The 26,780-nt window shown below is 47.6% G+C and carries 25 protein-coding genes; 13 read left to right on the top strand and 12 right to left on the bottom strand.

Annotation, left to right across the window (positions count from 1 at the left end; all coding sequences use genetic code 11):
• Positions 1-131: 131 nt before the first annotated feature.
• Together AAIH57_RS10805 and AAIH57_RS10800 are read right to left on the bottom strand one after the other, a co-directional pair.
• Positions 132-1,868 carry a methyl-accepting chemotaxis protein gene (locus tag AAIH57_RS10805; protein ID WP_430021625.1) on the bottom strand — a complete coding sequence of 579 codons (1,737 nt, stop codon included), beginning with the start codon at positions 1,866-1,868 and terminating at the stop codon, positions 132-134.
• A gap of 212 nt (positions 1,869-2,080) precedes the next feature.
• Positions 2,081-2,632 carry an undecaprenyl-diphosphatase gene (locus tag AAIH57_RS10800; RefSeq protein WP_430021624.1) on the bottom strand — a complete coding sequence of 184 codons (552 nt, stop codon included), beginning with the start codon at positions 2,630-2,632 and terminating at the stop codon, positions 2,081-2,083.
• A gap of 181 nt (positions 2,633-2,813) precedes the next feature.
• Here AAIH57_RS10800 and AAIH57_RS10795 point away from each other — a divergent pair, with 181 nt between their 5' ends.
• Positions 2,814-3,788 (top strand): LCP family protein, encoded by a 975-nt coding sequence (locus AAIH57_RS10795; protein ID WP_175398109.1) that lies wholly within the window; start codon positions 2,814-2,816, stop codon positions 3,786-3,788.
• Between the two features lie 126 nt (positions 3,789-3,914).
• A complete protein-coding gene (locus tag AAIH57_RS10790; RefSeq protein ID WP_430021623.1) occupies positions 3,915-5,165 on the top strand; it encodes an acyltransferase in 1,251 nt (416 codons plus the stop codon).
• A 125-nt stretch (positions 5,166-5,290) separates the two neighbouring features.
• On the opposite strand, the gene AAIH57_RS10785 is transcribed toward AAIH57_RS10790, so the two are convergent.
• Positions 5,291-6,022, bottom strand: a complete 732-nt coding sequence (locus AAIH57_RS10785) for a hypothetical protein (RefSeq protein ID WP_430021622.1) — start codon at positions 6,020-6,022, stop codon at positions 5,291-5,293.
• A gap of 223 nt (positions 6,023-6,245) precedes the next feature.
• On the opposite strand from AAIH57_RS10785, the gene AAIH57_RS10780 reads away from it, so the two are divergent.
• Positions 6,246-7,205, top strand: coding sequence for a hypothetical protein (locus AAIH57_RS10780; RefSeq protein WP_430021621.1), 960 nt, complete (start codon positions 6,246-6,248; stop codon positions 7,203-7,205).
• Between the two features lie 44 nt (positions 7,206-7,249).
• On the top strand, positions 7,250-7,492 hold the full coding sequence (locus tag AAIH57_RS10775; protein WP_175398105.1) for an NHLP leader peptide family RiPP precursor: 243 nt from the start codon (positions 7,250-7,252) through the stop codon (positions 7,490-7,492).
• Positions 7,493-7,575: 83 nt separating this feature from the next.
• Here the strand turns inward: AAIH57_RS10775 and AAIH57_RS10770 are convergent, their stop codons facing one another.
• Together AAIH57_RS10770 and AAIH57_RS10765 are read right to left on the bottom strand one after the other, a co-directional pair.
• Complete coding sequence (locus AAIH57_RS10770) at positions 7,576-9,477, bottom strand: ATP-binding protein (RefSeq protein WP_430021620.1); 1,902 nt, start codon at positions 9,475-9,477, stop codon at positions 7,576-7,578.
• Positions 9,478-9,684: 207 nt separating this feature from the next.
• A complete protein-coding gene (locus AAIH57_RS10765) occupies positions 9,685-9,966 on the bottom strand; it encodes a hypothetical protein (RefSeq protein ID WP_175398103.1) in 282 nt (93 codons plus the stop codon).
• 141 nt (positions 9,967-10,107) lie between these two features.
• Here AAIH57_RS10765 and AAIH57_RS10760 point away from each other — a divergent pair, with 141 nt between their 5' ends.
• The 3 genes from AAIH57_RS10760 to AAIH57_RS10750 all read left to right on the top strand — a co-directional run bounded on the left by AAIH57_RS10760 (position 10,108) and on the right by AAIH57_RS10750 (position 11,110).
• Positions 10,108-10,269 carry a hypothetical protein gene (locus AAIH57_RS10760; RefSeq protein ID WP_175398102.1) on the top strand — a complete coding sequence of 54 codons (162 nt, stop codon included), beginning with the start codon at positions 10,108-10,110 and terminating at the stop codon, positions 10,267-10,269.
• A gap of 246 nt (positions 10,270-10,515) precedes the next feature.
• On the top strand, positions 10,516-10,887 hold the full coding sequence (locus AAIH57_RS10755; RefSeq protein ID WP_430021619.1) for a hypothetical protein: 372 nt from the start codon (positions 10,516-10,518) through the stop codon (positions 10,885-10,887).
• 43 nt (positions 10,888-10,930) lie between these two features.
• Complete coding sequence (locus AAIH57_RS10750) at positions 10,931-11,110, top strand: hypothetical protein (RefSeq protein ID WP_430021618.1); 180 nt, start codon at positions 10,931-10,933, stop codon at positions 11,108-11,110.
• A gap of 184 nt (positions 11,111-11,294) precedes the next feature.
• Here AAIH57_RS10750 and AAIH57_RS10745 read toward each other — a convergent pair whose 3' ends face one another.
• On the bottom strand, positions 11,295-12,617 hold the full coding sequence (locus AAIH57_RS10745) for an MFS transporter (protein ID WP_430021617.1): 1,323 nt from the start codon (positions 12,615-12,617) through the stop codon (positions 11,295-11,297).
• Between the two features lie 165 nt (positions 12,618-12,782).
• Here AAIH57_RS10745 and AAIH57_RS10740 point away from each other — a divergent pair, with 165 nt between their 5' ends.
• The 3 genes from AAIH57_RS10740 (at position 12,783) to AAIH57_RS10730 (ending at position 15,115) form a co-directional block, all read left to right on the top strand.
• Positions 12,783-13,436 carry a peptidylprolyl isomerase gene (locus AAIH57_RS10740; RefSeq protein ID WP_175398099.1) on the top strand — a complete coding sequence of 218 codons (654 nt, stop codon included), beginning with the start codon at positions 12,783-12,785 and terminating at the stop codon, positions 13,434-13,436.
• A 455-nt stretch (positions 13,437-13,891) separates the two neighbouring features.
• The gene (locus AAIH57_RS10735) at positions 13,892-14,149 is read left to right on the top strand and encodes a YqkE family protein (protein ID WP_430021616.1); all 258 of its coding nucleotides are present in this window, start codon (positions 13,892-13,894) and stop codon (positions 14,147-14,149) included.
• A 171-nt stretch (positions 14,150-14,320) separates the two neighbouring features.
• Positions 14,321-15,115, top strand: coding sequence for an SDR family oxidoreductase (locus AAIH57_RS10730; RefSeq protein ID WP_175398097.1), 795 nt, complete (start codon positions 14,321-14,323; stop codon positions 15,113-15,115).
• A gap of 89 nt (positions 15,116-15,204) precedes the next feature.
• On the opposite strand, the gene AAIH57_RS10725 is transcribed toward AAIH57_RS10730, so the two are convergent.
• Positions 15,205-15,975 (bottom strand): TIGR02206 family membrane protein, encoded by a 771-nt coding sequence (locus AAIH57_RS10725; RefSeq protein ID WP_430021615.1) that lies wholly within the window; start codon positions 15,973-15,975, stop codon positions 15,205-15,207.
• 238 nt (positions 15,976-16,213) lie between these two features.
• Here AAIH57_RS10725 and AAIH57_RS10720 point away from each other — a divergent pair, with 238 nt between their 5' ends.
• The gene (locus tag AAIH57_RS10720) at positions 16,214-17,188 is read left to right on the top strand and encodes a ring-cleaving dioxygenase (protein ID WP_430021614.1); all 975 of its coding nucleotides are present in this window, start codon (positions 16,214-16,216) and stop codon (positions 17,186-17,188) included.
• A 116-nt stretch (positions 17,189-17,304) separates the two neighbouring features.
• On the opposite strand, the gene AAIH57_RS10715 is transcribed toward AAIH57_RS10720, so the two are convergent.
• From AAIH57_RS10715 to AAIH57_RS10705, 3 genes are all read right to left on the bottom strand, one after another.
• Positions 17,305-18,012, bottom strand: a complete 708-nt coding sequence (locus AAIH57_RS10715; protein WP_175398094.1) for a stalk domain-containing protein — start codon at positions 18,010-18,012, stop codon at positions 17,305-17,307.
• Between the two features lie 245 nt (positions 18,013-18,257).
• A complete protein-coding gene (locus tag AAIH57_RS10710; protein WP_175398093.1) occupies positions 18,258-19,103 on the bottom strand; it encodes a hypothetical protein in 846 nt (281 codons plus the stop codon).
• Between the two features lie 167 nt (positions 19,104-19,270).
• Positions 19,271-20,548, bottom strand: a complete 1,278-nt coding sequence (locus tag AAIH57_RS10705; protein WP_175398092.1) for a methyl-accepting chemotaxis protein — start codon at positions 20,546-20,548, stop codon at positions 19,271-19,273.
• 326 nt (positions 20,549-20,874) lie between these two features.
• Here AAIH57_RS10705 and AAIH57_RS10700 point away from each other — a divergent pair, with 326 nt between their 5' ends.
• The gene (locus AAIH57_RS10700) at positions 20,875-22,299 is read left to right on the top strand and encodes an aspartate ammonia-lyase (RefSeq protein WP_430021613.1); all 1,425 of its coding nucleotides are present in this window, start codon (positions 20,875-20,877) and stop codon (positions 22,297-22,299) included.
• 121 nt (positions 22,300-22,420) lie between these two features.
• Here the strand turns inward: AAIH57_RS10700 and rpoN are convergent, their stop codons facing one another.
• Together rpoN and pruA are read right to left on the bottom strand one after the other, a co-directional pair.
• Positions 22,421-23,725: an RNA polymerase factor sigma-54 gene (gene rpoN, locus AAIH57_RS10695; protein ID WP_430021612.1), complete on the bottom strand. Its 1,305-nt coding sequence runs from the start codon at positions 23,723-23,725 to the stop codon at positions 22,421-22,423.
• 115 nt (positions 23,726-23,840) lie between these two features.
• Positions 23,841-25,388, bottom strand: a complete 1,548-nt coding sequence (gene pruA / locus AAIH57_RS10690; protein ID WP_430021611.1) for an L-glutamate gamma-semialdehyde dehydrogenase — start codon at positions 25,386-25,388, stop codon at positions 23,841-23,843.
• Between the two features lie 256 nt (positions 25,389-25,644).
• Between pruA and AAIH57_RS10685 the strand changes: the two genes are divergently transcribed.
• Positions 25,645-26,568: a proline dehydrogenase family protein gene (locus AAIH57_RS10685; protein WP_430021610.1), complete on the top strand. Its 924-nt coding sequence runs from the start codon at positions 25,645-25,647 to the stop codon at positions 26,566-26,568.
• Positions 26,569-26,780: the final 212 nt, after the last annotated feature.

Here is a 26,780-nt window from a genome sequence, read left to right as displayed (position 1 = left end):
AATTCCTAACAGCTACTTCAGGCATTCCTTCTCTTCTCGAAAAATAGATAGGTCAAAATTACCTTAGAGCAAAAAAGACGGTTACTCATGACGCCTGATCGCGCGCATGAAGTAACCGTCTCTGGTAGTTTCTATACTTTGAATTTGTTGATCTGTTCCTGCAATTCTTCTGCCATTTTGGAAAGAGAAGCTGCTGAAGATGCAATCTCTTCCATGGAAGCCAGCTGTTCTTCGGTTGCCGCAGAGACATTGTGTACTCCGCCTGATGCCTCTTCAGCTATGTTGGAGATTTGGTCCACATACCGAACCACTTCATCCGTACTTGCTGACATTTCTTCCGATCCGGCAGATACTTCCTGAATTTCTCCAGCGACCTTGTTTACTGCTTCCGAGATTTGCTCAAAGGCTTGTCCTGCCGCAGTAACCATCTCTATTCCGGCTTCGGTTTCACTGCTGTTCACTTTTACCGCCTGTACCGCATGGTTCGTATCATTCTGAATGAGCTGTACCAGTTCCGTAATTTTTTGCGCGGATTCCGATGATTCTTCAGCCAATTTACGAACCTCTCCGGCAACAACGGCGAAACCTCGTCCGTGTTCCCCTGCACGTGCAGCCTCAATCGCGGCATTCAATGCAAGAAGGTTGGTTTGACGGGCGATGTTGTTAATTACCTCTGTGATGCTGCCAATCTCAGCAGAACGTTCTCCCAGCCCTGTAACGAGCTCAGTAAGTGAAGCAATGGAAGTACGAACCGATCCCATTTGATCCACAGCCTGCTGGATAATCATATTCCCTTCAGCCGATTGATTCGCTGCATCCACAGCAGATACGGATACACTCTGAGCAAGCTCTGCAATCTGTTCCGAACCGATGGCCATCTCACTCATCGCCTGGGAAGAACGTTTCACCATGTTCACCTGGTCCGAAGTGCCGACAGCCAGCTGCTCGACCGTCGCGGAGATTTGCTCGGATGCTTGCGTATTTTGCTCTGAACTCGCCAGCAGTTCTTCCGACGAAGCGGCTACCTGTTCGGAAGTCATGGAAACGGACTGAATCATCGCACGCAGGTTTTCCGTCATCGTGTTGAAGGAAGCAGCCAACGTGCCAAGCTCATCCTTATTTTTAAGCATGATCGTTTCACCTGTTAGATCACCATTCGCAATCAGCATCGCTGAAGCGTTCATCTTTTGAATCGGTCTCGAGATAATGCTAGCAATGAAGAATGCAATAAAGACTGCGATCAGGAAGGCAATAATTGTTACTACCAAAATGATGATAAAAGCACTATTGGCTTCATCCAACGAGTCAGCTGTAGCTTGTCCCGCTAATTCATTACTCATCGTAATCAGTTGAGCTAGTGTATCATTGGCTGTATACCATAATGGATAGGCTTCTGTATGAAGCCTGCTGGCTCCCCCGAAATTATTAGCCATACCCAGCTCTACAAATTCAGGCATTTTCGCCAAATAGGCATCATAATTGGTGCTGAACGTATCATACAGTGCCTTTGCTTCGTCACTGCCCTTAACAAGCTCAAGCAGCTGTTTGCGCTCATCCTCAATCTTGACTTGCAGCTGCTCCAAGGATTCACTTATCTCTGCAATTGAATTCTCATCCGTCTCAACAATGGCTGCAAGAGCCTGACGCTCCACATCGGAAACATCACCATTCATTATGCCAAGCAGACTAACGCTGGGCATCCATATCTGGTCGATTTCTTCAGAAGTTTTGGACATCCCCTGAATCTGAGTCAATGCATAGGTAGTTACAAACGCAAGCAATGCAACCACCACCAGAAACCCAGCCAACAACTTCATACGAATTGTTAACCTCATTTTCCCCACCATGCTTCCCCGCGTGTTTTTCATATTCCCCACTCCCAACTTGGCCATAAACTATACATATGAATAATATATCGACACCTATCGACATGAATTGTAGATATGCGAATTTAATTTTCATTAATTTCATGTAACTTCGAAATAAAAACAAAAAAGCCTTAAGTCTTTGGCAACGCCAAAAACTCAAGACCCTAATGTAAAATGTACGCCCTTCCCCACTCAATGGCATCCATTCATTTCTACCGAAAAACCCGCCGATGGATGTTGATAAAGAAATCCGGAATCGACTTGGTATAGTGACGCGTCGTGATCAGAATGATACTGACCAGGCTGCCCAGAATAAATCCGCCCAAAATATCTCCCGGATAATGCACACCCACATATATACGCGAGACACCCGTCAGCACGGCAAGCAGCAGCATCCACAATCCGAAACGGCGTCCGATGAAAAATGAAGCGGCAGCAAGCGCAAATACAAACGAGGCATGTTTGCTTGGAAAAGAGGGATCCGGTACATGCGGCACCAGCTGATGCACATTCCCTTCCACGAACGGCCTTGGATGACCTACTGCCGGGGAAATGCCCCACTTGGCCAGACCAAGGGCCAGAATGGAAGCTACACATGCATAAAAGACAATACGCTGCTTGGACGGATTACCCAGAAACCAGACCATAACCAGAAGGGCAATCATAACCCACACTGCATATTCGGCTGAAGTAATCATGAACCAGTCCAGAAGCGGAACCTGGTCAGCGAACTGATTGATCCAGTTAAAGACAGATTGATTCATAAGTGTGTTCATACCTCCATTACATAAAACGTGATTCGTTTTTACACTATAATACCCACCAACTATTTGTCAAACAATACGACTACTGACCGAATATTCGAAATCAAAGAGGACTTTTTCCTTACTTTTTGTTAAAATGGTTTGGGTTACATATCAGTTCAACAATAGAAAGGTGAAGATTATGCTTAAAAAATGGTTGTGGGGGACGACCCTGACCCTGGCACTTGCCGTAACGGGTGTCCTTGTATATTACGGATATTCCATTGTTCATTTTGCCAATAGCATCTCAACCGCTTCAGGTACTTCCTCATCGTCCACATCCACTCCTCAGACAGACCCTGGCAACGACACTTCAACGACTCCAATTCCCAAGTGGGAAGGCAAGGAACGTGTAAACATCCTGCTTCTCGGGGGTGACTCCAGAGGTGACGATGCAGGACGCTCGGATTCCGTGATGGTGGCTTCCATTGATCCCGTGTCCAAACGGGCGCATTTATTCTCCGTCCTGCGAGATACGTATGTGGATATTCCCGGACATGGCAAAAGTAGACTTAACGCTGCCTTTTCCTACGGCGGCGCAGAATTGACCAAACAAACCGTAAGCAATCTGCTCGGTATCCCGATCCAGCATTACGTATACACCGATTTCATCGGATTTATGGCTCTTGTCGATGCTGTCGATGGTATAGATATTGATGTGGAAAAAGACATGTATTACACCAGCAAAGCTGATAAACATATGTACGATATTGATCTAAAAAAAGGACTTCAGCACATGGATGGCAAAACGGCCCTTCAATATGTGCGTTTCCGGCATGATGCCACCTCCGATTTCACCCGTACCGAGCGGCAGCGAATCTTCATGACCGAGCTCGCCAAAAAGCTGCAAAGTACCACGTCACTCTTTAAAATTCCGGACATCCTGGAGGCTGTTGCTCCGTATATTGAGACAGATCTCAGCCCTACACAGATGCTGAAGCTGGCCTCACTCGGGTTTGATATTAACGTGAGTGAAGTGGACAAACAGCAGATTCCGCCAAATAAACTGTTAACCAACGAGCTAGCAGGTTCTGCTCAAGTCTTGGGTGTAGATAAGAGCAAACTCCAGGCCTATATTCAAAATCTGTTTGATGAAGATGCTCAGGCGCAGCAATAATAAACATAATGACGGTGGCCTTAATGGCTGCCGTTTTTTTTATCCTATTTTCACCATTTAATCTCCTCTTAATGTTGAAAGAGTAACCTTTAATGATCATGTATGTTGGAAGGAGGCGGTCCACACTTGGGTAAACCGCGTATAGAAGAGTGGACGCAGCTGCGGGGGATCGCGTTTCTCGCCATCGTTATGCAGCACAACATCGCCGAATATATCTATCGTTCGGATATTGAACAACCGGATTCCATCATGCTGACCATGATCTATCATTTGACCCGGTTCGGAACGCCGACATTTGTGTTTTTGTCCGGTGTAATGCTCTTTTATCATCATCGTCAGGCCAGGCCGGAATACACCCGGTTCATCCGTAAACGGTTCGGAGATATCTATGTCCCGTTTGTCCTCTGGACGCTGATCTACTGGCTGTCTGTCCGCATTTTCACGCCTGAATTTTGGACCTCAGGTACGCTCGATGTACGCAGCCTGATCCGTGAATTCTTTATCCCGCAGACAGGGTATCACCTCTGGTTTGTCATTATGATTTTTCAGTTTTACGTGTTATTTCCTCTGTTTTGGATCGGAGTCCAGTTGGTATATCGTCAGATCATTAAATTAACCAGGATAACACCTATTCGTTCCGTCCTGTTCCTTGTTCTGTTTGCAGCGGGAATATATGGCTTGCTGATGAAATGGTCCTATTATGACATGGGCGGCTGGGCAGCATCCCTTTCTCAGCCCTGGTCGACATTGCTGGAGTATCGTTCCTACTCCTGGGTGATGTACTGGTTCTACTTTTTGCTGGGCGCGGTATGTGCATGGGCCGTGGATACATGGAGAAACTGGAGCGTTCGGGCACTGCCGTGGATGGTAAGTGTATTCATTGGCATGTACATCTGGCTGGGTTACGATGTGCTGAGAGGATCAGGAGATGTCGTCAATCTGAATATATCGACATATCTGAAGCCGACAACGTTCATTATTATCATGGCGCAAATGTTCATGTTGTATGGATTCCTTATCCTTTTAAGGGGCAAAACAACGAAATTTCTGAACTTGCTGACCTGGATCGGCCGTTATTCTTTCGGCGGATATCTCGTGCATGCATTAATCATCTATGCAATCGCCTATTTTACCAGACCACTCCAGCTGGGTGGCTGGCATTTGCCGATAACCCTGCTGTCATTCCTGGTGACGGCAGCCATAGCGCTGGCGATTAGCTGCGGACTTTCACGGTTACCGGGTTCCCGCTATACCGTTGGGCTGCAGCGTAAGAGAAAACACAACTCGCCTGTTCATGGTTTGGATGGAATGGATCCCCGAAGAACACCCGGGCCTGTTACACCGATTCGTGCAAGCCATTCCAGGGAAACAAGCTAGGATCGTTGGAATTTGTGTAGACCTCGCCGGCCAAACAACATTCGGTAATCTTGGCTTTTAATACGAATTGACGAAGACAGGGCGCCAGTCTTCCAAGGAAGACTGGCGCCCTGCATATACATAGATCAATCAGACTCGGTCGAAGCCGGGTGCCCTGGCGCTTGCTCCCGTGGGGCCTGGTGTGTCCCGCCCTTACGGTTCACCAGCCGCTGCAGGTCACCGGTCAATTGCTCCTTTAGCTTATCAATTAATTGTGCTTCACTGATCCCATGTGCCTTGGCAACTTCAGCAAGCGACTTGCCGCTTTTCAATTGTTCCTGAAGCTGTTCGGGAGTGATGCCGATAAATTGGGCAATCGTCTTGTGGTTCAAGGAAGGATGCTTTCTTCCATGACCTGCAAATTCCCTCCGCAGCTCTCTGAGCGGGGTATTGATGACCTTTTTCAGCTTTTCATCCATGCCAGCCTTGGCTGCGGAGACCTGCTCCTTGGTTAAGCAGCCATCTGCCGCTGCTTGATCCAGACGTTTAGCAAGAGAGGGCTTCAGCTTCTGCAGTAACTGTTCTTCGCTAAGGCCCTTACGCTCCTTGGCAATCTGAGTCAACGTCTTTCCAAGCTCCATCTGCTCTTTCAGGTCTCTTAACCCGATTCCGAGCAGATCAGCGGTTTCCCCAATCATAAATAATCCATGCCCTGCCTGTATACACGGATGCTTGTCACTCGTGGAGGCAGCTGGGGTTTTCTGGTCAGTACTGTCGGGCTTTTTTACCGAACTGGCAGAGACAGCATTTCCCGATACCGCTAATATGAATATGGCTGTCATACCACTTGCCAACCATGTTTTCCATCTGTGTTTCATTTCTTTTCCGCCTTTCGTATGTCGAAATACTGTGATCTACCTCTAGTTTGAGCCTAAATCCCTCTTTTTTATCCCATAAAAATACAAAATGTCATCATTTATTTCACAATTCATCACAAAAGATCCTATTTTTTTCAATTCATATCCGCTATACTGGGTATAACTCCATGATCTAGTCGAATAGTCCTTAATCATTTTATTGCAGGAAGGGCGTAAGAAAACGATGCGGAGAGAATGGTTTGATCCGTTTAGATCCGATTTGGAGGTGGTGTTCGCTGCTGCCGAGCAGCTGGTGCAGAACTATCCTGAACCGATGGCAGGACATGCACTGGAACAACTTCATTTGATTAATCCCCTGTTGCGTGATTCAGGTCACAGCTATATCGGCTACATTATTCCGCTCTGGATGCAAATTTCAGACGGACTCCCCCCACAGACTGCACACAAGTTAAGCACGGCCTGTCTGATTCATATGATGTATTTTCTCAATCTGGATGAGGTTATGGATGAACGTCCTGAAGACAGTACGCTGAAGTTATCCTTGGGTAATCTATACTATATGGATGCTTTACGTGTTTACTCAGACTTATTTAGCCCGTCCTCCCAGTTTTGGACGTACTTCAGACAATATGTAGCGGATTGGGCTGTAAGTGTTAACGGCGAGAAACAGATGGATTACTTCAAGGACAACCCGCTTCTCATTGCCCATAAAGCAGCCCCACTTCAGCTCGGTGCCGTAGGTGCCCTTCTTCTTCTGGACCAGACACACCGGATAGCTGCAGTATGTCCTGACATTAACATCGCACTCATGACCCTCCAGATGACAGATGATTTTAACGACATGGATCAGGATGCAGCGCAAGGGAATTACAATAGTTTTCTTTCCCATGTCTCTGCTGCTCTTAAACTACCTTATCCTACACGAACGTTAAGTGAGCGGATCCGGAACAACATGTACAGCACCCCTATCATGAACTCATATGTAGATATTGCTTACCGGTATCATAATACGCTAACATCGTCTAACTCAGGAATTTCGCACTTGTTTGCTTTTGATACTCACTTATGCGAGACACTTGTACAAGCTGTCGAGGCGATCAAGCAGCATAAAAGATCGCTTCATCAAGGCGGGTTTCACTACTGGATCAGCGAACATGCCTTAACCCTCCGCGGGAAGTCATGAAGCTGTGAAAGTTCAAATTTCATATAAGAAGGGATTGTTGAACAATGATGGTATCTGAGAGAACGTTGCATGAGGATATTATTGAAAAGGCCTGGACCGATGAGCATTTCAGACAACAACTGCACTCCAATCCAAAACAGGCACTTCGCGATGCATTCGGCATTGATATTCCGGAACAGGTGAAGATCCGTACGGTGGAAGAGCAGCAGAACGACTATGTTCTTGTTATTCCTCCCAATCCGTCCAAAGTAAACTATGACGTCAATTGCGGACCATGGAGAACCTGAGAAAACCATTGAAGGCTCTAAGCAACCACTAAATGAACAAGGGGTAGAGAACGACTGAAGCCGCCAAATCTTCTGCCAGTCCGTCAATCGACGAACTCGGCAAAAGATACAACGGCTTCCGTTCCTACCCCTTTTGTGCTTGTAAATGAAATCTCGCCATGCATCGCTTCCACGATGCGGAAGGTAACCATCATGCCAAGACCGGTGCCCTTGATTTTGTTGGAGAAATAAGGCTCACCCAGACGGACCAGCGCTTCCTCATCCATCCCTTCCCCATTATCCCTTACATGAACTTTAATGATTCCATCCTGGGCATACGCCCATATGTCAATCTGTCCCTGCCCCTGCAGAGCTTCGATACTATTTTTGATAATATTAATAAAAGCCTGTTTGAACTTGGAAGAGTTGCCTCGGATCCAGAGATCTGGCGGAATATCGGTCGTTATTTTACCACCTTCCAGATTGGCCATAGGCACCAGAATCCCTTCAATATGAGTGAATTCATCTGCAATATTAAGAGAGGCAATATGATCGAACTCCGGTTTGGCAAATGTCAGAAAGTCCGTAATGATCCCTGATGCCCGGTCAAGTTCTTCCAGTGCAATGCGCACATACCCCTTATTTTTGTTGTCTTCCTGCTCAGTCATGAGCTGCAGAAAACCTCTGGTCACCTGGAGTGGATTCCGAACCTCATGGGCCACAGAAGCAGCCAATTCACTAATGATCTCCATCTTCTCGGAGCGCTGCAGCTCATTGTTGAACAACTCCAGTTCCTTGGAGTATTCAATGACCTGTCTGTGTTTTTCCGCAAAACGACTGCCCAGAATCGCGATAAGCGATACGATAAAAGCAACCATAGACCACTTCCACCATATGAGATGATATGTGCCATTGCGCTGGTAGTACCATAACAGTTCCGCTACGCTGATAAGTGCAAACGTGCTGTATCCCGCAGCCAGCAGCATCGCTTCCTTATTTCGCTGAAGCGCTTGGGAGATGGCGCCAATCATTAGCAAAGTCAGCAGAATCACCAAAATGACGCCGATTGCCTTTTGAACCAAAATTACATAAAAGAAATCCCATTGACCGCTCGATATGAAATATAATAGCAGGGCCATAATCGCAATACCCGAATAAACGAGCTGGAATTTTCTCAACTTGGTAAAAACTCCATAAGGACCTTTTCCGATAATCTGTTCGAAGAAATAACATAACGCAGGCATTCCTACCAGCATCGCCATATCAAACAGTATGGAATACAGATCCCCGTAGATCTGGTAGAACGTATATAAAAATTGCGAATATGTTATAATCATTGTTCCAATTGAACCCATGACGATACATAACGAGATCCATAACCCCTTATGGAACTTGCCGAAAAAGAACGTACAACTCAGCATCGTAATGGCTGTAAACAGAAAGGTCGCCCCTAATATCACATCCAACAAGCCATTGTGAATATATCTTTCCTGCAAAATGGTGTATCTCCCTACCTCAATCGTCCCGAATATTCCGAGTCGACCATTGGCATTTTCAGTCCATATATACAGTGGAACATTCGAATTTTTGATGGATAGTGGTAAAAGCACCGCATTATTGTCGTAATTATAATGATAATTTTCATACACCTTACGATCTTCAAGGTAAATCACAATATGTTGACCTTTAATATTTTCAAAGCGAATGGCAGAGTTATCCTCGTGCAATTGTGGAATGGTCAAGCGAGTCCAAAGTGACTCCGCAGAAGGATTAACCGTGGTGTAATCCGGCCTGTCCACTCCTTGCCGCTCCCAGACTTCATCGGGTCTTCCCAATTCGCTGATAAATCCCTGATCGTGTTCATTCCCCCATTTAACTTCCCATGTCGTAATGGGGACAGGTCTATTATCTTCCTGTACACTTGCCGCGCTCACCCCCTGCGGCCAATACATGATGAATAACAGGCTGATCCATAGGACGATGATAGCTTTGGGCACATTTTTCATTCACAGCACCTCAAAGTTCATATTTTGAGCATTTTGCATTAATTCATTGACACATCATGCTGATTTTATCAATCCCATAACTCTATCATTTATGATTCGCCACGATTTAACGTGTCACCTTCTAGGGACAAACGAAAAAAATCACATTTTGGTTTAACCCTATATTTATTTCCATTTTATAATAGGGAAATCCAGTTATCACTCGTTTTACTCGCGCAGATCTTCGAACTGGTTCTCAATCATCTCGCGTTCCGTCCGTTCATAGGAGTCGCGAAACTTCAACCACTGCTCGGTTTCCTCATCCTCATAAATCGTCCATATATCCGAAAAAAGAAAATCTCGCAATTGGACAACTTGTCCAGACCATATGCCACCAACCCAGAACAACCCATCTGGACGCCTGATGACCGTGCGCGAAAATCCGGGTGTAGATGCCTTTTGCCCAATCCGAATTCGAGTGATCATATTGCCAAGTGTGTACCATTCCAACTGGAATCCCTCCCTGCTTCATCATGCTCCATCATAACATAGGCCTCGGGCGAAAGCTGTATTGCGACTTTGCGATTCAATTTGCTCCAGTGGGTGTAATGGTTCCTCAAAGCAACCACCACCTATAAGGAGATGATTCAAATGAACGAGCCACACAAAACGGTAGAGGTAGAACGGAAAGACATTCAGCATAAATCGGATTCAAGCATGGTCGCCTCCACTTTTATTAAATATGCGGCTTATGTGATCATTTTTTTCGGCTTCCTGTACTTTCTGGTCAAATATGTATTCCCCAAATTTTAAAACATATAACAATCTAGGCATTACTACACCTGTTACTTCGCTTCTTCAGGTTTATTCTGCCCCTTCCTCATTGTTGAATTAACAGTTCATGCTATTTAGTCATATTCGGTGCAACCAAGGGAATGCTAAGAAGCGCGAGATTACAACGTTTAACCTTTGGGTAACTACGGGGTATGAACCTTTTGAAGATATCAGCACAATCGATGCAGGAATCAAATATAACTTTTTGAGAGGAGTTGCTTACCTATGCCTTTGCAGGACAGACCTATTAGCAATGACGAGAGCGACCGCTATTACGACCGATACCAGAGGTCCCGCGATATTCCACCAGAAACAGAAGTGCCGGAAAGTGATATGGATACGTTCGATGAAGTATCCGGAAGACGCATCGAAACCGATGAGTCCGCTCTTCCTCCTGCAGCTGCGGTAGAAGACGAGGAACTGGAATCACGTTTGGCAGAGCCTGCGCTGGAATCCGTACCTGATGCGGATCTTCTGCAGCCGGATAGCCCGGTTGATCCTGCTGCACCTGACCCGGATGCCCTCCATGGTACCGATCTGCTCAATGGTGCCGGTGCTGATGCCAAACCGCAGGATGATATTCTCCCGCGACGTTAGTTCTGGCGATCCCCCCAAAAGCGGGATAAGGAGGTGCAGCACAATGGAGGACGATCACAAAAAACATGTCCATACACCGGATAATCTGGTGACCGAGCGGGATATCGATCCTGATTTTGGACTTTTTACGGAAGATTCATTTCCGGATGCCCTGGAGGATGAAGATCAACGTGATGCTGTGGAGCATGCCATCCCGAAGGAGAAATCCGATCCTGAAGAATAACGCAGGTGCAATACGAAGTGGAACAGTCTAAAATGGTACAATCTGAATATCTCATATAAAAGGAATCCTCTTGCAAAGGAAGGGGGGTTCCTTTTTTAGTCTATATGACATTTCAGCATAGCTTGTAACAGTAAAAAGATGGCTGCCGTATTGCTACAGCGCCATCTCCTCTCTTCATATCCATCTAACGATCCGCTGATACCGCTTTCTCTGATGTTGATCTGCCTGATCCCGGAAGTTTATGTTCCAACCCGGACCACTTGGCCACAATGGCGGTGAGCAGCAGCGCTATTCCGTTAATGATAAAAATCCAGCGAATAGGCAGCCATCCGCCAAGAATACCGCCGATAATCGGCCCCGCCATCGTACCGATCTGCGATGCGGATTGATTCAGGCTAAAAGCCCTGCCTCGGAAACCCGGATCAGTCACCTGTACGATCATGGCATTGATGGCCGGAAACACAGCTGCGAAGAACAGGCCATACACAAACCGCAATACACCAAATCCGATATAACCTGTAGTGAAAAACTGCAGTAAATTCCCCACTGCCCCACCTACGAGTCCAATGATCAGTACTTTACCGTAACCGACGCGCTGACCGATTCTCCCCCATCTCGGTGCCATAATGACCGTGGCTACACCCACTGCTGAGAAAATAATACCCGAACTGAGCGATGCCCGATCCGGCTGAATGCCCATCTCCATGACGTAGACCGTCAATAACGGCTCCAGGATCATCACGGAAAATGTACAAATGCCCATCATGCCAAGCACGGTAACAAACAACCGATTCGCCCTGGCTTCACGAATATCATCCATGACATGGGAGCGCGCCTTGTTGCGGTTGAAATTCTCCTCTTTCACCCAGAAGGTTGCGATGATCGCAGAGACCAACACTACAATGGCCGAAAATAAAAACGCATTCCGGTTGCCAAAGTAGTGGCTGACAACCCCGCCAATTAACGGACCAATGATACCGCCGGTAGCTCCGGCCGTGGACATAATCCCCAGTGCATACCCTGTCTTCTCTTCCGGCGTATTGGTGCCCACCAGTGCAATGGCAGCCGGAACAAAACCAGCGAGCAGCCCCTGAAATAGCCGAACAACGATGAGTGAATATGGATCCTGTACAAAATAGTTGATCAAATACAACACCGCAAGGCTGTATCCCGACCGGATCAGCATTGGCTTGCGCCCGTATTTGTCAGCCAGTGACCCCCAGAAGGGAGACACCAACGCACTGGCCAGAAACGTAATGCCAAAGGCAAGCCCTGACCAAAACTCCAGGTGATTACGAACGCCCAAATCGCCACTCAGAAACAAGGGCAGAAACGGGATGGAGATTGAATACGCGGTGCTGCAAAAAAACACACCAATCCACAAAATCACCAAATTACGCTTCCACGAGAAGTTCATATACCCGCACGTCCTTTCCGTTACTGACGTCGGGACTGCCGTGTATTGGAGCGGACGGAACAGACCCGTACGTCCCTGCTGCGGAAGCATTTTCCTTATTTTACACCTATGCTTCCATGAAGACCATCCCTGGGACCCGCAATATCAAAGCTTGGATTGCCTTTCAGTCCCAAAAAACGGTATGATAGTTGATGGATTATCCCAAAATAAATCCGTTGAAACATATTATGCAGAGATGCAAGGGGGAACGTTTTCATGTCTTTACGATGGAAAAAAACAACAGCTGCATCGCTGATTATGGTGCTGCTGCTTATCGTTATTAGTGGTTGCGGACGTCCTTCAAGCGGTGCTACGGAAGCCGTTCCGGCTCCTCCTGAAGGGCCAAATCCGGTGGCCACGATTGAAATGCAGGATGGGCAAAAGATCGTGATCGAGCTCTATCCGGAGATTGCGCCGAACACGGTATACAATTTCATCTCACTCGCCAATCAGGGTTTCTATGATGGCTTGATCTTTCACCGCGTCATTCCAGGCTTCATGATTCAGGGCGGGGATCCGAATGGTAACGGATCGGGAGGTCCAGGATATGCCATTAAGGGTGAATTCACATCCAACGGACACAAAAACCATCTGAATCATACACGTGGAGTGATTTCTATGGCTCGTCAATCAGATAACCTAGACTCGGCCGGCTCACAGTTTTTCATCATGTTAGCCGATGCTGATTATCTTGATAATGCTTATGCTACCTTCGGCAAAGTTACAGAAGGTATGGACGTAGTCGATGGAATTGCAGCTCAGGAAATAGGCCAAGAAGACAAACCGGTTACCGATCAGGTGATGAAAAAAGTGACTGTAGATACTCACGGGCTGGAATATCCTCAACCTGTAAAAATGCCAGAGGAATAAATCTCCTCGGTACACGACAAACAAAAGCTCTGTCCTGCGTAAAACGCAAGGCAGAGCTTTATTCAATGATAGCGTTTACATAGAAGGTGTTAAAAAACAGCCCTCTACGTCATATATACACAGCAGCTCTGCAACCCGCTGATCTCACAGCATCCACCCCAACAAACGGAACCAGCCAATTATCGCAATCCATAGCGGGCAGCTGAAGGCAATTCCCCATGCAAGCCCTTTCAATAAACTACGGTCAACTTCCACGAACAACGACTCCTTTCTCCAGGGAATAGTCGCAGTATCGGTAATACTATATGATTTTATACCCGTTTTCATTCGTCACGGAACAGTCAATCTCCTTCTTTTATTGCATCGTTTCGTTGGAATGGATCCGGGGAACCTGATATACTATGACTACTGATCGATACAGGGAACCTGATTTATGTTTGAGAGGAGATTTTTCCATGGCAAAATCCAAAAAACAACCTGCTGCTCCCAAAGCAGCTCAGGATAAACCAACGACACTGAAGGACCTGCTCAGCAGCGAAGTGCTTGAGAAACTGAAAGCTCAGGCGGATGAGGCTAAAGCTGCCGAGGCAGAGCGCAAGGAACAGGAACGCCAGCAGGCGGAGGAAGCTCGCAAAGCGGAACAAAAACGGCGGGATAATGACTTTGAGTATTTGCTGAATAACAGCTCGCTGGACTGGAAGAAACATAAATAACTTTCAGCTATATCATCTTATATCTACGTCATCTTATGTACGCACACTGGGCCGTTCAGCGGCCCTGTTTTTTTATATGGACAAGTATATATGGATATGATTCACCTCCCCTGAACCGGGTATGTAGAGATAGAGAGTACACTGAAATTTATAGGACACGGAGGGATTAGGATGAGTGAACAGCGTCTGAAAGGGAAAGTAGCGATTGTGACCGGAGGTGGTTCGGGAATTGGGAAGGCAACCGCCATACGTTTCGCCGAGCATGGAGCCAAAGTATTTCTGTTGGACCGTACACCCGAAAACGCAGAAGAAACGAAGCAGACGATTGAAAAAGCCGGCGGAGAAGCTAACGTTATCGAATGCGATATCTCCAAACCCGATCATGTGCAGAAGGCAATTAACCAGGCCGCAGCAGAAGCCGGTAAACTGGATATCGTATTCGCGAATGCCGGCATCAACGGGACGATGGCCCCTATCGAAACGATGGAACCGGAAGACTGGGACCAAACGATGGGGATTAATATGCGCGGTACATTCGCAACTGTCAAGTATGCCATCCCGCATCTGAAAGACCACGGAGGCAGCATCGTCATCACCAGTTCCATTAATGGTAACCGGGTGTTCTCTGGCGTCGGTTTCTCTGCATACGCTTCCAGCAAAGCAGGCCAAACCGCTTTTACGAAGATGGCTGCGCTGGAACTTGCGCGTTACAAGATCCGTGTCAACGCGGTGTGCCCTGGTGCCATTGATACCAATATTGATGACAATACTTATCCTTCAGATGACCTGAAGGAAGTGCAGATCCCCGTAGAATTCCCGGAAGGTCATGAACATCCGCTCAAAGGCGAACCCGGCACGTCCGAGCAGGTAGCCAACCTGGTGCTTTTCCTGGCTTCCGATGAATCTTCCCATGTAACCGGTACGCGTATCTACGTGGATGGTGCAGAATCCCTGCTTCGTGGATAACGTGTTCGCCAATATGTTTCTCTCGAAAAAATCAATTATCCCGCCAGTCTCCTGATGCTCAGGATACTGCGGGATTTTTATTTTTAACTTTAGTTGTTCACACCGCCGAACTTCTCCCCCTTCTTCACTCGATTCTTTAATCGCTCTGGGATGGCGAAGAACAGCACATACATCAGCGAGAACATCACCAGTGCCAGCACCTCTTCCCCCAAAATATATAGCGGATAAGGTCCCAGCATATCAAGTACGGATGCCGTTTCCGGCTTGTGACGTAGGAACATATAGTTGGCTTCCAGAAGCACATCCACTACGTATACAACCAGCGCAGCCGCATTCACAAAAATCATCGAGCCTGCTACAGACCTCCAACTTGGACGAAGCTGTTCCACCCAGGTCATGTAGAGTAAAGCAAGAATAATACAGGCATGGGCTGTAAAAAATTGAATGAAACGAAAGTGTGGATACGCATATCCCAGGTTGGGGGTTATGATCGCCATCAGGGCACCTGCAATCCCTGCAAACAATAGAGCAGAATGCAGCAGGCGACTTCGTGTTAACAGCAGCACGGCTGACAACAACAGGGAAAGACTGCATAGCTCCAGCGGCAACGAAGTCCTTACATTCCACACTCCACCGTAGACGTACCAGAATTGAAGTACAACTTCGCAGCCCAGCATGAAGATTGCCAGAGCAATTCGCATCACTCGACGTGCACGCTCCGGCCATGCCCTCAATCGGTTTCGAAACAGGAACAGCAGGATGATCATCATTGCTGATGAGCCCATCGCCCACAAATGTGGATTCGAAAACATGATAAAGGGCTCTGCATCATAAGGGTCGAGCCACTGGGGAAATCCCATCTCCATCTCCTTTCATAAACAAGCAGTAGTATCTCGAAATGTCATATTTTTCATTTTGGCATTAAACGAAGGGAAAGTCTATCCCATTGAATGTTGTATATAGGTGTTGCTTTCTAATTATCTTTATGTTAAGATAAATCCAGATCAAAACAAACTAAAAGTTAGTCGCTTTATAAAAGTTAAATAAGTATACAAATACTAGATATATCCCTATCCCACTTATTCAGGAGGAATTGAAATGCAAATCAAAGGATTGCACCACGTATCTGCACTGACCGCACGCGCCGCTGAGAATTATCGTTTTTATACAACTGTCATGGGCCTTCGCCTGATCAAAAAAACAGTAAACCAGGACGACGTTTCCGTCTATCACCTCTTCTATGGAGATGAAAAAGGCAATCCCGGCACTGAGCTTACCTTCTTCGAAATCCCGATGGCCGGACAGACACGGGAAGGCGTTAACAGCATCTCTGCCACCTCCCTGCGTGTTCCTGGTGATGAAGCACTCCAATATTGGATAAAACGTTTTGATGAGTTTGAAGTCCCTCATGGTGAAATCACGGACCGTGGAGGCCGGGCTACCCTTTCATTTACCGACTTCGAAGGCCAGCGTCTGATCCTGGTTTCCGACGAGAACAATAAAGGTGTACCTGGCGGCAAACCATGGGATCAGAGCCCGGTGCCGGCTGAGTATGGCATTGTCGGTCTTGGCCCTGTACACCTTACCGTTCAGGATGCATCATTGACGGCTCCGGTCCTCACTGAACTGCTTGGCTTCCGCCAAAAAGGGACCTATCCTGCTTTTGTCGCAGGGCAGCCGGATGTCATCGTATTTGAATCCGGCGAAGGAGGAAGCGGATCAGAGGTTCACGTTGAGGAACGCAACGACTTGCCGATGGAGAGACCAGGACGCGGCAGCGTGCACCATGTTGCCTTCCGCGTAGACAATGAAGAAGAATTGAAACAATGGGTGGAACGTGTTCGCAATTTCAGTTTCCCGAATTCCGGTTTCGTCGATCGCTTTTACTTCCGTTCCCTGTACTTCCGTGAAGCCAATGGCATCCTGTTTGAGCTCGCAACAGATGGGCCTGGTTTTGATACAGACGAAGAGTTAGCCCATCTGGGAGAATCGCTCGCCTTGCCACCATTCCTTGAAGGTCGCCGGGCAGAGATCGAAGCCAATCTGAAACCGCTGGACACGATGATTCGTTAACCAACTCATAACTCTAGATCATTTTCTCTCACACCAAAAACGATTATTGGATGCGTCGAAGGTTCAACTGGACCAGATAACGACGTGACAATAATCGTTTTTTAATCAAGAATAAATTATTTAGTCAGATATGAAGTGGTCAATGGAACGAAAAGAGAAGAACCCGCTTCTTCATCAACGATCTCCACAAAGACAAAATCAGCCCCGGAAACATCAACATCTACACCCTGCAACCCACTATCTGCTGCAACTGTGAGTGTTTTCAGTGTTGTATTATTATGATCTATTATTCTGATGTCGTGGGAACCCGCAATGGCTGCCAGTTCCAGATGTAACTTGGAATACTTTTTTTGTGTCATAATCTGAAAGCTCTCCCCTTGTTTCACGGAGTCTGTATGAAGATATACATCTTTGTAATCTGTCCCTTTGTACTCGGTGTCGCCCGGGTCCTTGGTGTGCCACCCGGAGGTTCCAAGCACGGCTTCTCCAAGTGAACTCAACGACAACTTATTCTCTTCGATTGGGGCAGATCCATTATTGCCGCCGATCAGAACCGAAGAGGTTGCACTGTCATAAGTGATTTCCGTACCTAGCAATGTCCCCACTGCACGCACTGGCAAATACGTTGTTCCATTGTAGGTAATGGGGAGTACCGTCTTGCCATTGGCATCTTTGGCTGTGACAGTTGCACCATTCATTTTCAGAGAAATCTTGCTATTCAGATATGCCTTAATTGGCTCAAGCCCTGTTGCTGCCAGTGCACCTGTACCAATCCCGAGTGTCAGTGTGCCCACCATTAATCCCAGCACGACCTTTTTTTTCATTATAAATCCCTCCCAGACACTAAAATTGAATTGTCCTTTATACATTTAAACGACTAAAGTGGGATTGTCAACCATTTTAATTCAATATTATGGGAATTTTTCTGTATTGGCACAGCACAAAGCGAGGCTAAATATCCTCGTTTTTTTCAGCCTCACCGTTACTGCCCCTGTCTAAAAAGACAGAAGCATAAGTTATTCTTTTCCTACGTGCAATCAAACCTTTAATTCTTCTCTACCTAGTAAATTCAATCAAAGGACTCGTAATACTCATCTTCATACTCTTCTGTACTGTATTCCACGTTCACGGCCTTCCACTCGCCATCTTGATAGGCATAGACAAATGTCAGATCACCGTCGTACTCAGATGGACCATATGCACCGGACGCTGTCACTACCAGCTGGCCGTTCTCCACACTGTAATACACCACATCGCCGAACTTGAGTTCATCACTATAGGTTAAGCCTTCCGTTTCTCCCTCTATCTTAGAAGGTTCTACATTCACTCCATTCACAGCGACGTTAATGGTAATTTGCCCTGACGTTACGTCCACTCTTGATTGGACATGCTGCTTCACGACCTCATCCAGAGACTCCATCTTCATCTCTTCGAGCGTGTCCGGATCTATAATGTGCGCTTGCCCCAAATAAATACCTGTTCCATGTCCTTCGGTAAACAGCACAACAATCTCCTTCTTGCCGTCTCCATTCAAATCCAGTTCATGTACTTCGGGTTTGTAGGAACCGCCTTCCCCCTGCCACTCACTGAACTCACGCGTCTTTCCATTCACTTCAAGAATCATGCCGTTGTAAATATATCCTGAACCCTCAACTTGCATGGGGTATAGTCTCACATTTTCATTTTCCGGAGCAACCGAAACGTTCTCTTTTTTTACAGGAGCTGCTTCTTTCGATAAAAAGGATGCTTCATTCATCGTTTCAATATTGGATGCCACGACCGCTTCGGTCTGGCTGGATTGATCATCTATGTTAAGCTGTTTTTGTTGTTCATTGGAAGTTCTGGAAGCTGAGGTTGTACTGATGGTAACAACCGCCAAAACGATCATCAGCAGGATACCTGTCCAAGTTTTCAATATGCTGGGCTCCTTCTTTTAAAATGGAATAATACTATTATATCGTCATTTATCGCCCAGTCGTTGCGAATTTGTTAATGTTTCATAAAAAAACTTTACAAACATCTATTTTTACGAAAGAATGTTCGGCTTTATCCATAAAAAGAAAAAAACATTCCGGAAACAGCCTAAGGCTGCATCCGAAATGCTTTGGTTTTGTCCATCAAACGATCGGTGAGTTGTCTCAGCTCTTCAGCCGAGGAGGAGATTTCCTGCATGATTGCCGTTTCTTCATGTGCGGCATCCATAATCCGTCTGGCCTCGTCCGAGAACGAGCCGGCTTTCCCCTGAATTTGTTTTACGTGCCCATGAGTCCGTTCAACCCGAACCGTCTGCTCCGCGATTTTGGATCCGATATCATGTGCACCCTTCATAAATACCTCAACCGTTCCGGTCAGTTCCTGCAGCGTCTGATCCACATTAATGGTCCGCTGGGATTCGGTCACGACAAGTCCATGCTGCTCATGAATCAACTGGGCCGTATCACGGATGCGCTGCTGTACACGACTAATCAGTTCGTTAATTCGGTGAACCGATTGTGTACTCTCGTCCGACAATTTGCGAATCTGCTGCGCAACAACTGCAAACCCTGCTCCCTCTTCCCCGGCACGAGCCGCCTCAATGGATGCATTCAGGGCAAGCAGTGCAGTTTCTTCGGCAATGTTTTTGACCGATTGTGTGATGGCCTCGATGTCCGAAGCTTCCTTCTCCAGCAGAAGCATAATGTCACGGGAACGATTATGCGATACAGCCAGCTCATCCATTCCCTTCATCAGAAACGAGAATGTCTGCTTCGTGTGGCCTACCGAACGTTCCATCTGCCCTGACATCTCTGTCATACCAATCGACTGGTTGTGCATGCGTTGGAAATCGTTCAACATCTCGTCCGCAGTAATCAACGACTGGTGGGAAGTCACTTTCTGCTCCTCTACCCCTACCGCAATGTGATCTACCGCTTCCGACATCATCTCGATCTGTTCTGCCGCCTGGGTAATCGCCTCACTGAGAGACTGGGCATTCTGTGAAGTGGTACGCGTACTGTCCGCAATGTCGTTCACAATACTTCTCAGATTGGCAACCATGGCGCGGAACGCATCATATAAAACGGTTAGCTCGTCCTGCGCACGGCGCTGGGGGATTTCGGCTGTCAAATCTCCTGAAGAGACTTGCTGTGCTGCCTTCGCCAGGTGAACAATCGGACGGGTCAGCCAGCGTGAGGCGAACCATCCAAGAATTCCGTTCCAGCATACCCCTAGAATGAGCACTAAGGTGATATATAACCAGCTTGGCATCGAAAACGAGAGCCAGTCCTGGAGGAAAAATATAAAAAAGCCGCTAGTTCCGTACGTAATAATTGAAATTAGCACCAGACCTGCGACTGTCTTTGCGCCTAAAGTCCACTTCATATTCACACCTCATAGTCCTTTTTTCCTATTTTACCAATCATCGACCAAATATCATGTGATCTACATCACTGAAAAAAACCAAATGCACACCCATCTTGTCCACCATGAATACCTTTTCTTCCTTGTGGTGCATAATTTATAAGATAAGTTTGTTACACCTCGATCCACCCAGCATGAAGCCAGGTTAATACCCCTAATTTTAATTATTATCGGTAATTCGGGTAAAATCATTTAGCCTGGCATCCATTTTGCTTAAGTGATATACTGAGTGCGCTTCGGCATCGCCGGAGCTGACCTATTTTTGGATGCCACTGGAGGCGAAAGAAATGTCTACAATGTCCACACGGACGGAGAAAGATTTTATTGGTGAAAAAGAAATTCCTGCTTATGCCTATTACGGAATACAGACGGTGCGGGCCGTGGAAAACTTCCCGATTACCGGCGTTCCGGTGCACCGGGAGCTGATTACAGCTCTGGCTGCCGTGAAGAAGGCCGCAGCAGTCACGAATATGGAGCTGAAAATGCTGCCACCCAAAATTGGCGATGTCATCGTCATGGCCGCAGAAGAGATGATGAAAGGCCATCATCTGGATCATTTTATTGTTGACTCCATTCAGGGCGGTGCAGGCACCTCCATGAATATGAATATGAATGAAATTTTGGCCAATCGCGGACTTGAACTGCTGCTGCAGAACAAAGGGGACTACTTCCATTGCAACCCCAACAACCATGTGAACATGTCGCAATCCACCAACGATGTCATTCCAACAGCACTGCGAATCGCCGCGTTTCGATTGTCTGAAACGTTACTCGCTACCATGAAGCGGCTGCAGGACGCTTTTCTTAAAAAGGAACTGGAATTTAATGACGTGGTCAAAGTAGGACGCACCCATCTTCAGGATGCAGTGCCCATCCGTCTGGGACAAGAATTCGGTGCCTATGCACGTGTGCTGGGACGCGATATGGAACGTCTGCAATTTGCAAACCGCCGCCTGCTTACAATTAATCTGGGCGCTACGGCAGTAGGTACCGGACTTAATGCCAAACCGGAGTACATCCTCAAGGTAACCGAGCATTTGTCCGATGTTACCGGACTGAAGCTGCAGACGGCTGATGACCTCGTGGATGCCACGCAAAATACGGATGCTTATATGGAGCTGTCTGCTGCACTCAAAGTATGCGCGGTCAACCTGTCCAAAATCTGTAACGACATTCGAATGATGGCATCCGGCCCGCGTGCGGGATTCAACGAACTCCGCCTTCCGGCTCGCCAGCCCGGTTCTTCGATCATGCCAGGGAAGGTCAATCCCGTTATGGCTGAGGTTATCAACCAGGTTTCCTTCCAGGTGATGGGGAATGATCATACCATTTGTATGGCCTGTGAAGCCGGACAATTTGAATTGAATGTCATGGGGCCAGTCATTGCATTCAACCTGCTGCAATCCTTGAAAATCATGAATAACGGCATTGATGTGTTCACCCGTTATGCCGTGGAGGAAATGGAAGCAAACCGCGAACGCTGTGCCTTGATCATGAAACAAAGCTTCAGCGTCATTACGGCACTCAATCCGCATTTGGGCTATGATGTAGCTGCGTCCATCGTGAAGGAAGCCCTGAAGACCGGCGCTTCGCTCCAAGAAATCATCCTGGAACGCGGATTGCTCACAATAGAAGAGCTTGAAGAGATCATGCATCCGGAACAGATGACAACTCCGGGTATTGCCGGGGAGCGTTTCCTGCATAATATGTAATGAACCTACGCTAATTGGATTTATTGAGATTATATGAAAATGAAACAGGAAGCCCCTGCAAGACCGTAACCCGGTCTGCAGAGGCTTCTGTTGTTATGTTATGAGAGAACGCATTGTGATGTTACCCCCAGCGCTTTCGCTCAAGCGAAGGCAGGATCTGAAGCTCTTCTCTGTACTTTGTCACCGTTCTACGGGAGATCACGATTCCCTCCTCGGCTAACCGTGCTGCCAATCGGCTGTCAGAATAAGGCTGGTTAACCTGCTCTGTACGAATGAATTCCTTCAACCGAAGCTTAACCGCTGCGGCAGACATCTGATCTCCAGATGCTGTCCCAATGGCTGTGGCAAAAAAAGACTTCAGTTCAAATACCCCATGAGGCGTCTGAATATATTTCCCGTTAACAGCACGACTTACGGTGGACTCATGCATGCCAATCTTCTTGGCAACGATCGCCAGATTGAGCGGCTTCAGCCCCGCTGGCCCCTCATGCAAAAAGCGATTTTGCTCATCCATCACAGCCGTGAGTACACGTATCAATGTTCTGCGCCGCAGCTGTACACTGCGAACGATTGCTCTTGCCTCCGCTGCCCGGGCAGACCAGACCTCGTCCGGAGATCCATGTCTGATCCAGCGAGAACATGCTTCATTCAAGGATACACGGAGGTTCCCTGCCGAATGGAGCCCCAAATATACCTCGCCATGTCGCAATTCCACAACGGCATCCGGGATAATGAAGTGCGGACGCTCACTGCAGCCAATGGAACGACAGGGCTTGGGATCAAGCCGGGTAATATAATCATACGCAGCCTGAGCCTCTCTTGAAGTAATAGCGAGCCGGGTCCCCGCTTTGCCCGGATGGAACGGTACAAGTTCCGCCAGTCCCGCCTCTACCATCCGCTCTGCATAGCGAACGGCTGACGGATCCCGCCGGATCTGAAGCAGCAAGCACTCATGCAGGCTGCGTGCACCCACGCCTGCCGGGTCCAGCGATTGAAGGATATTCAATCCTGCTTCCGCCTTATCCATGGATATACCGCATGCAGATGACACCTCAGCCAAATCCATCGTCAGATAGCCGTCATCATTGACACACCCTGCCAAATATACAGCTGCTGCCGCAAGCGCTGGCGGGAGATCCAACATGCGAATCTGAGCGGACAGCTGCTGCTCAAGTGTTGGTTCAGCACCTTTGGCCTGAAGCAGCGGATCATAGGAAGCAAACGTTCCCTGGTTCCCTCTTCGCAGGAGCCGAACCAGCGGGGCAGCGTGTTCTTCTACTTCAAGGACCGGATTTTCATCCGCTGCTTCCAGCAGATAACGGACCAGTTCCTGACTGGACAACGTCAGCAAATGAATGGACTGCTTCATCTCTGGTGTGATGGACAGCCGCACACGCTGCTCCTGCACCAACTGCATTCCTAACATGGTTCTCCCTCCTTTTGCGCGAATTTGCAGCTTCCAGATCAACGAACGAGTATATTTTCCCGGAATGATAGCATAAAAAACGTTGGTTTGTTAGAGGCCGGAGCCACTGTTCAATTTAATATTTTTCCGATACCAGCTTGGCTTGTGTAAATAGCAGCAAGTAGTCTCTTCCGCCCGCTTTGGAGTCGGTCCCCGACATGTTGAATCCGCCAAACGGATGAGTGCCTACCAATGCTCCCGTGCATTTCCGGTTAAAGTACAGATTGCCTGCAAAAAACTCCCGTCTCGCCTGTTCCAGATGTTCACGATTCCGCGAGATAACCGCACCCGTCAGGCCATAATCAGTATTGTTGGCAATATGCAGTGCTTCCTCAAACGTATCTGCCTTGATAAAAGCCAACACAGGTCCAAAAATCTCCTCCTGTGCAATCCGGGCCAGCGGGTCAACATCCGCAATAATCGTTGGTTCAATGAAATAACCCTGGGCATCCCCAGTACCTCCGCCCAATACCAGCCTTCCTTCCCCTTTGCCCACTTCAATATATTCATTGATCTTGGCATATGCCTTGTCATCAATTACTGGCCCCACCTGACTGCCTGCTTCAAGTGGACTGCCCATCGTAAGCTTCTTCGTACGCTCAATCACCTTCTGCAATACTTCATCATACACATCCTTATGAATAATGGCTCGGGAGCAGGCGGAACATTTTTGTCCAGAGAACCCAAATGCCGATGCCGTAATGGATTCCACAGCCAGCTCCAGATCACTCTCGCTGTCCACAACGATGGAATCCTTACCGCCCATTTCCGCGATCACCCGCTTGATCCATTTTTGTCCCGGAGCTGTGCGTGCTGCCCGTTCATTAATCCGCAGACCCACATCCCTTGACCCGGTAAAACTGATAAAACGGGTTAACGCGTGATCCACCAGATAATCCCCGACTTCACTGCCTGGTCCTGGCAAATAGTTCACGACGCCATCCGGTACTCCCGCTTCAGCCAGCAGTTCCATGAATTTGGCTGCAATAACCGGCGTGGTGCTGGCAGGCTTCAGGACGACTGTATTTCCCGAAACGAGTGCAGCTGAAGTCATGCCTGCCATAATGGCCAGCGGAAAGTTCCATGGTGGAATAACGACCCCCACACCAAGCGGGATATAAGTCAATTCATTGTCCTCGCCTGCAATCCGGGTCAAAGGCTGAGGTTCGCTAAGACGCTGCATCTCCCTGGCGTAAAACTCCATAAAATCAATGGCTTCCGCTGTATCCGCATCCGCTTCCGGCCAGGTCTTGCCTGCTTCATACACCATCCAGGCAGAAAACTCATGTTTGCGGCGGCGCATGAGCGCGGCTGCTTTGTACAAATACCGTGCGCGTTCATTCGGGTCCGTATGCTTCCAGGTTCGAAATGTTTCTGCTGCCGTCTGAATCGCCTGCTCTGCCAGCTCCTGATCCGCCTGGAAAATCGTTCCAACCTTCTGATCCTTGGCCGCCGGGTTTACGGAGGTTAAGGTACGAGTGCTCGTTATCTTTTGCCCGCCAATAATAATGGAATATTCCTGTCCCAGCTCGGATTCCACCTTGCGAAGTGCATTCTCAAAGGCTTCCTTGTTGGCCGGTACAGCAAAGGGCGTAAATGGTTCGTTAACAAAAGGGATATTCATGAATAATTCCTCCTTCAGGATGTTGGGGTTGCTGGCTGCTTGCCTGACTTGCCATGCATTTTTACTTATCACCCAATATATGTAGCAAGATCCGTGCCAACTCCGGTTGGGGAGGAATAAAATAAAAGATCTGCCCAATGCCCACGATGTCCAACCATTCCAATTTACGAATGATTCAGCGGAATACGACACTTTGGCACGATTCTTGCTTAATAAACGGATTATAAGAAGCATGATCCATAAGGAGGAAACTAGTGTGAGTATCGGAACGGAAATGTACCGCAAAACACTGCTGACTGTTGCGGGCAATAAAGCTGTGGAGAATCTGTCCATCAAATACGGCAAAAAACTGGCAGGCAAGTTTATCGCAGGCAACACACTGGAAGAAGCGCTGGAAGAGATTCGGGTTCTGAACAACAAAGGCATTATGGCCACACTGGATCATCTGGGAGAAGGCATTACCCGATTGAGCGAAGCTGCCTTGTACCGCGATGAATATATAAGGCTCGTGGAAGGCATTGCTCGCCAGGGTGCAGACTCCAACGTATCATTGAAGCCAACCCAGATGGGTCTTGCGCTCGACCCGGAGGAAGGTTATCGAAATATCCGCTCCGTGGCAGCACAGGCGAAGCTGCATAATTTGTTTGTCCGCATTGATATGGAGGACAGTCCATTCACCCAAGCCACACTGGATATCGTTCGCCGTCTTCATGCCGAGGGACTTCATAATACGGGAACGGTGCTGCAAGCCTATCTGCATCGGACTGAAGAGGATACACGGGACTTGATTCGTGAAGGCATCCGGCTTCGCCTCGTCAAGGGCGCTTATAAAGAGCCTGCCGCAGCAGCTTATCAGAACGCTTCCGAAGTCATTGAGCAATTCAAGTCCATGATTCGCCAGCATCTGGATCAGGGCGTCTACACGGCAGTAGCTTCACATGATGACCACATTATTTCATGGACCAAACAGTATGCCAAAGACCGGGGAATCTCTCCTGATGCGTTTGAGTTTCAGATGCTGTACGGACTGCGGATGAGCGAACAGGAACGGCTTGCCCGGGAAGGATACCGGATTCGCTGCTACGTCCCCTACGGAACCATGTGGTATCCATATTACACTCGCCGTCTTGCCGAAAAACCGGCAAATCTCTGGATGGTGGTCAAAAACATGTTTAGATAACCAGTTTCCTCTATGCATATAACCATGTGATCCCCGGTTTTTCAGGTCGCATGGTTTTTTCTATTCCACACCCTTATAGCACATTCCCCTCACGTTTAATGTCTAAAAAATAAGCATCCCAAATTGAAATGTCCAAAATTCGAGACACAACGCGATTCCCCCCATGTGTAAACCACCCTATTACGATGTCACTTTTCTTCACTTAATTCTAA

The organism is Paenibacillus sp. MABNR03 (assembly GCF_050455445.1).
In the GTDB taxonomy this organism is placed as follows: domain Bacteria; phylum Bacillota; class Bacilli; order Paenibacillales; family Paenibacillaceae; genus Paenibacillus; species Paenibacillus xylanilyticus.
This window is presented reverse-complemented; position numbering and strand designations above follow the sequence as displayed.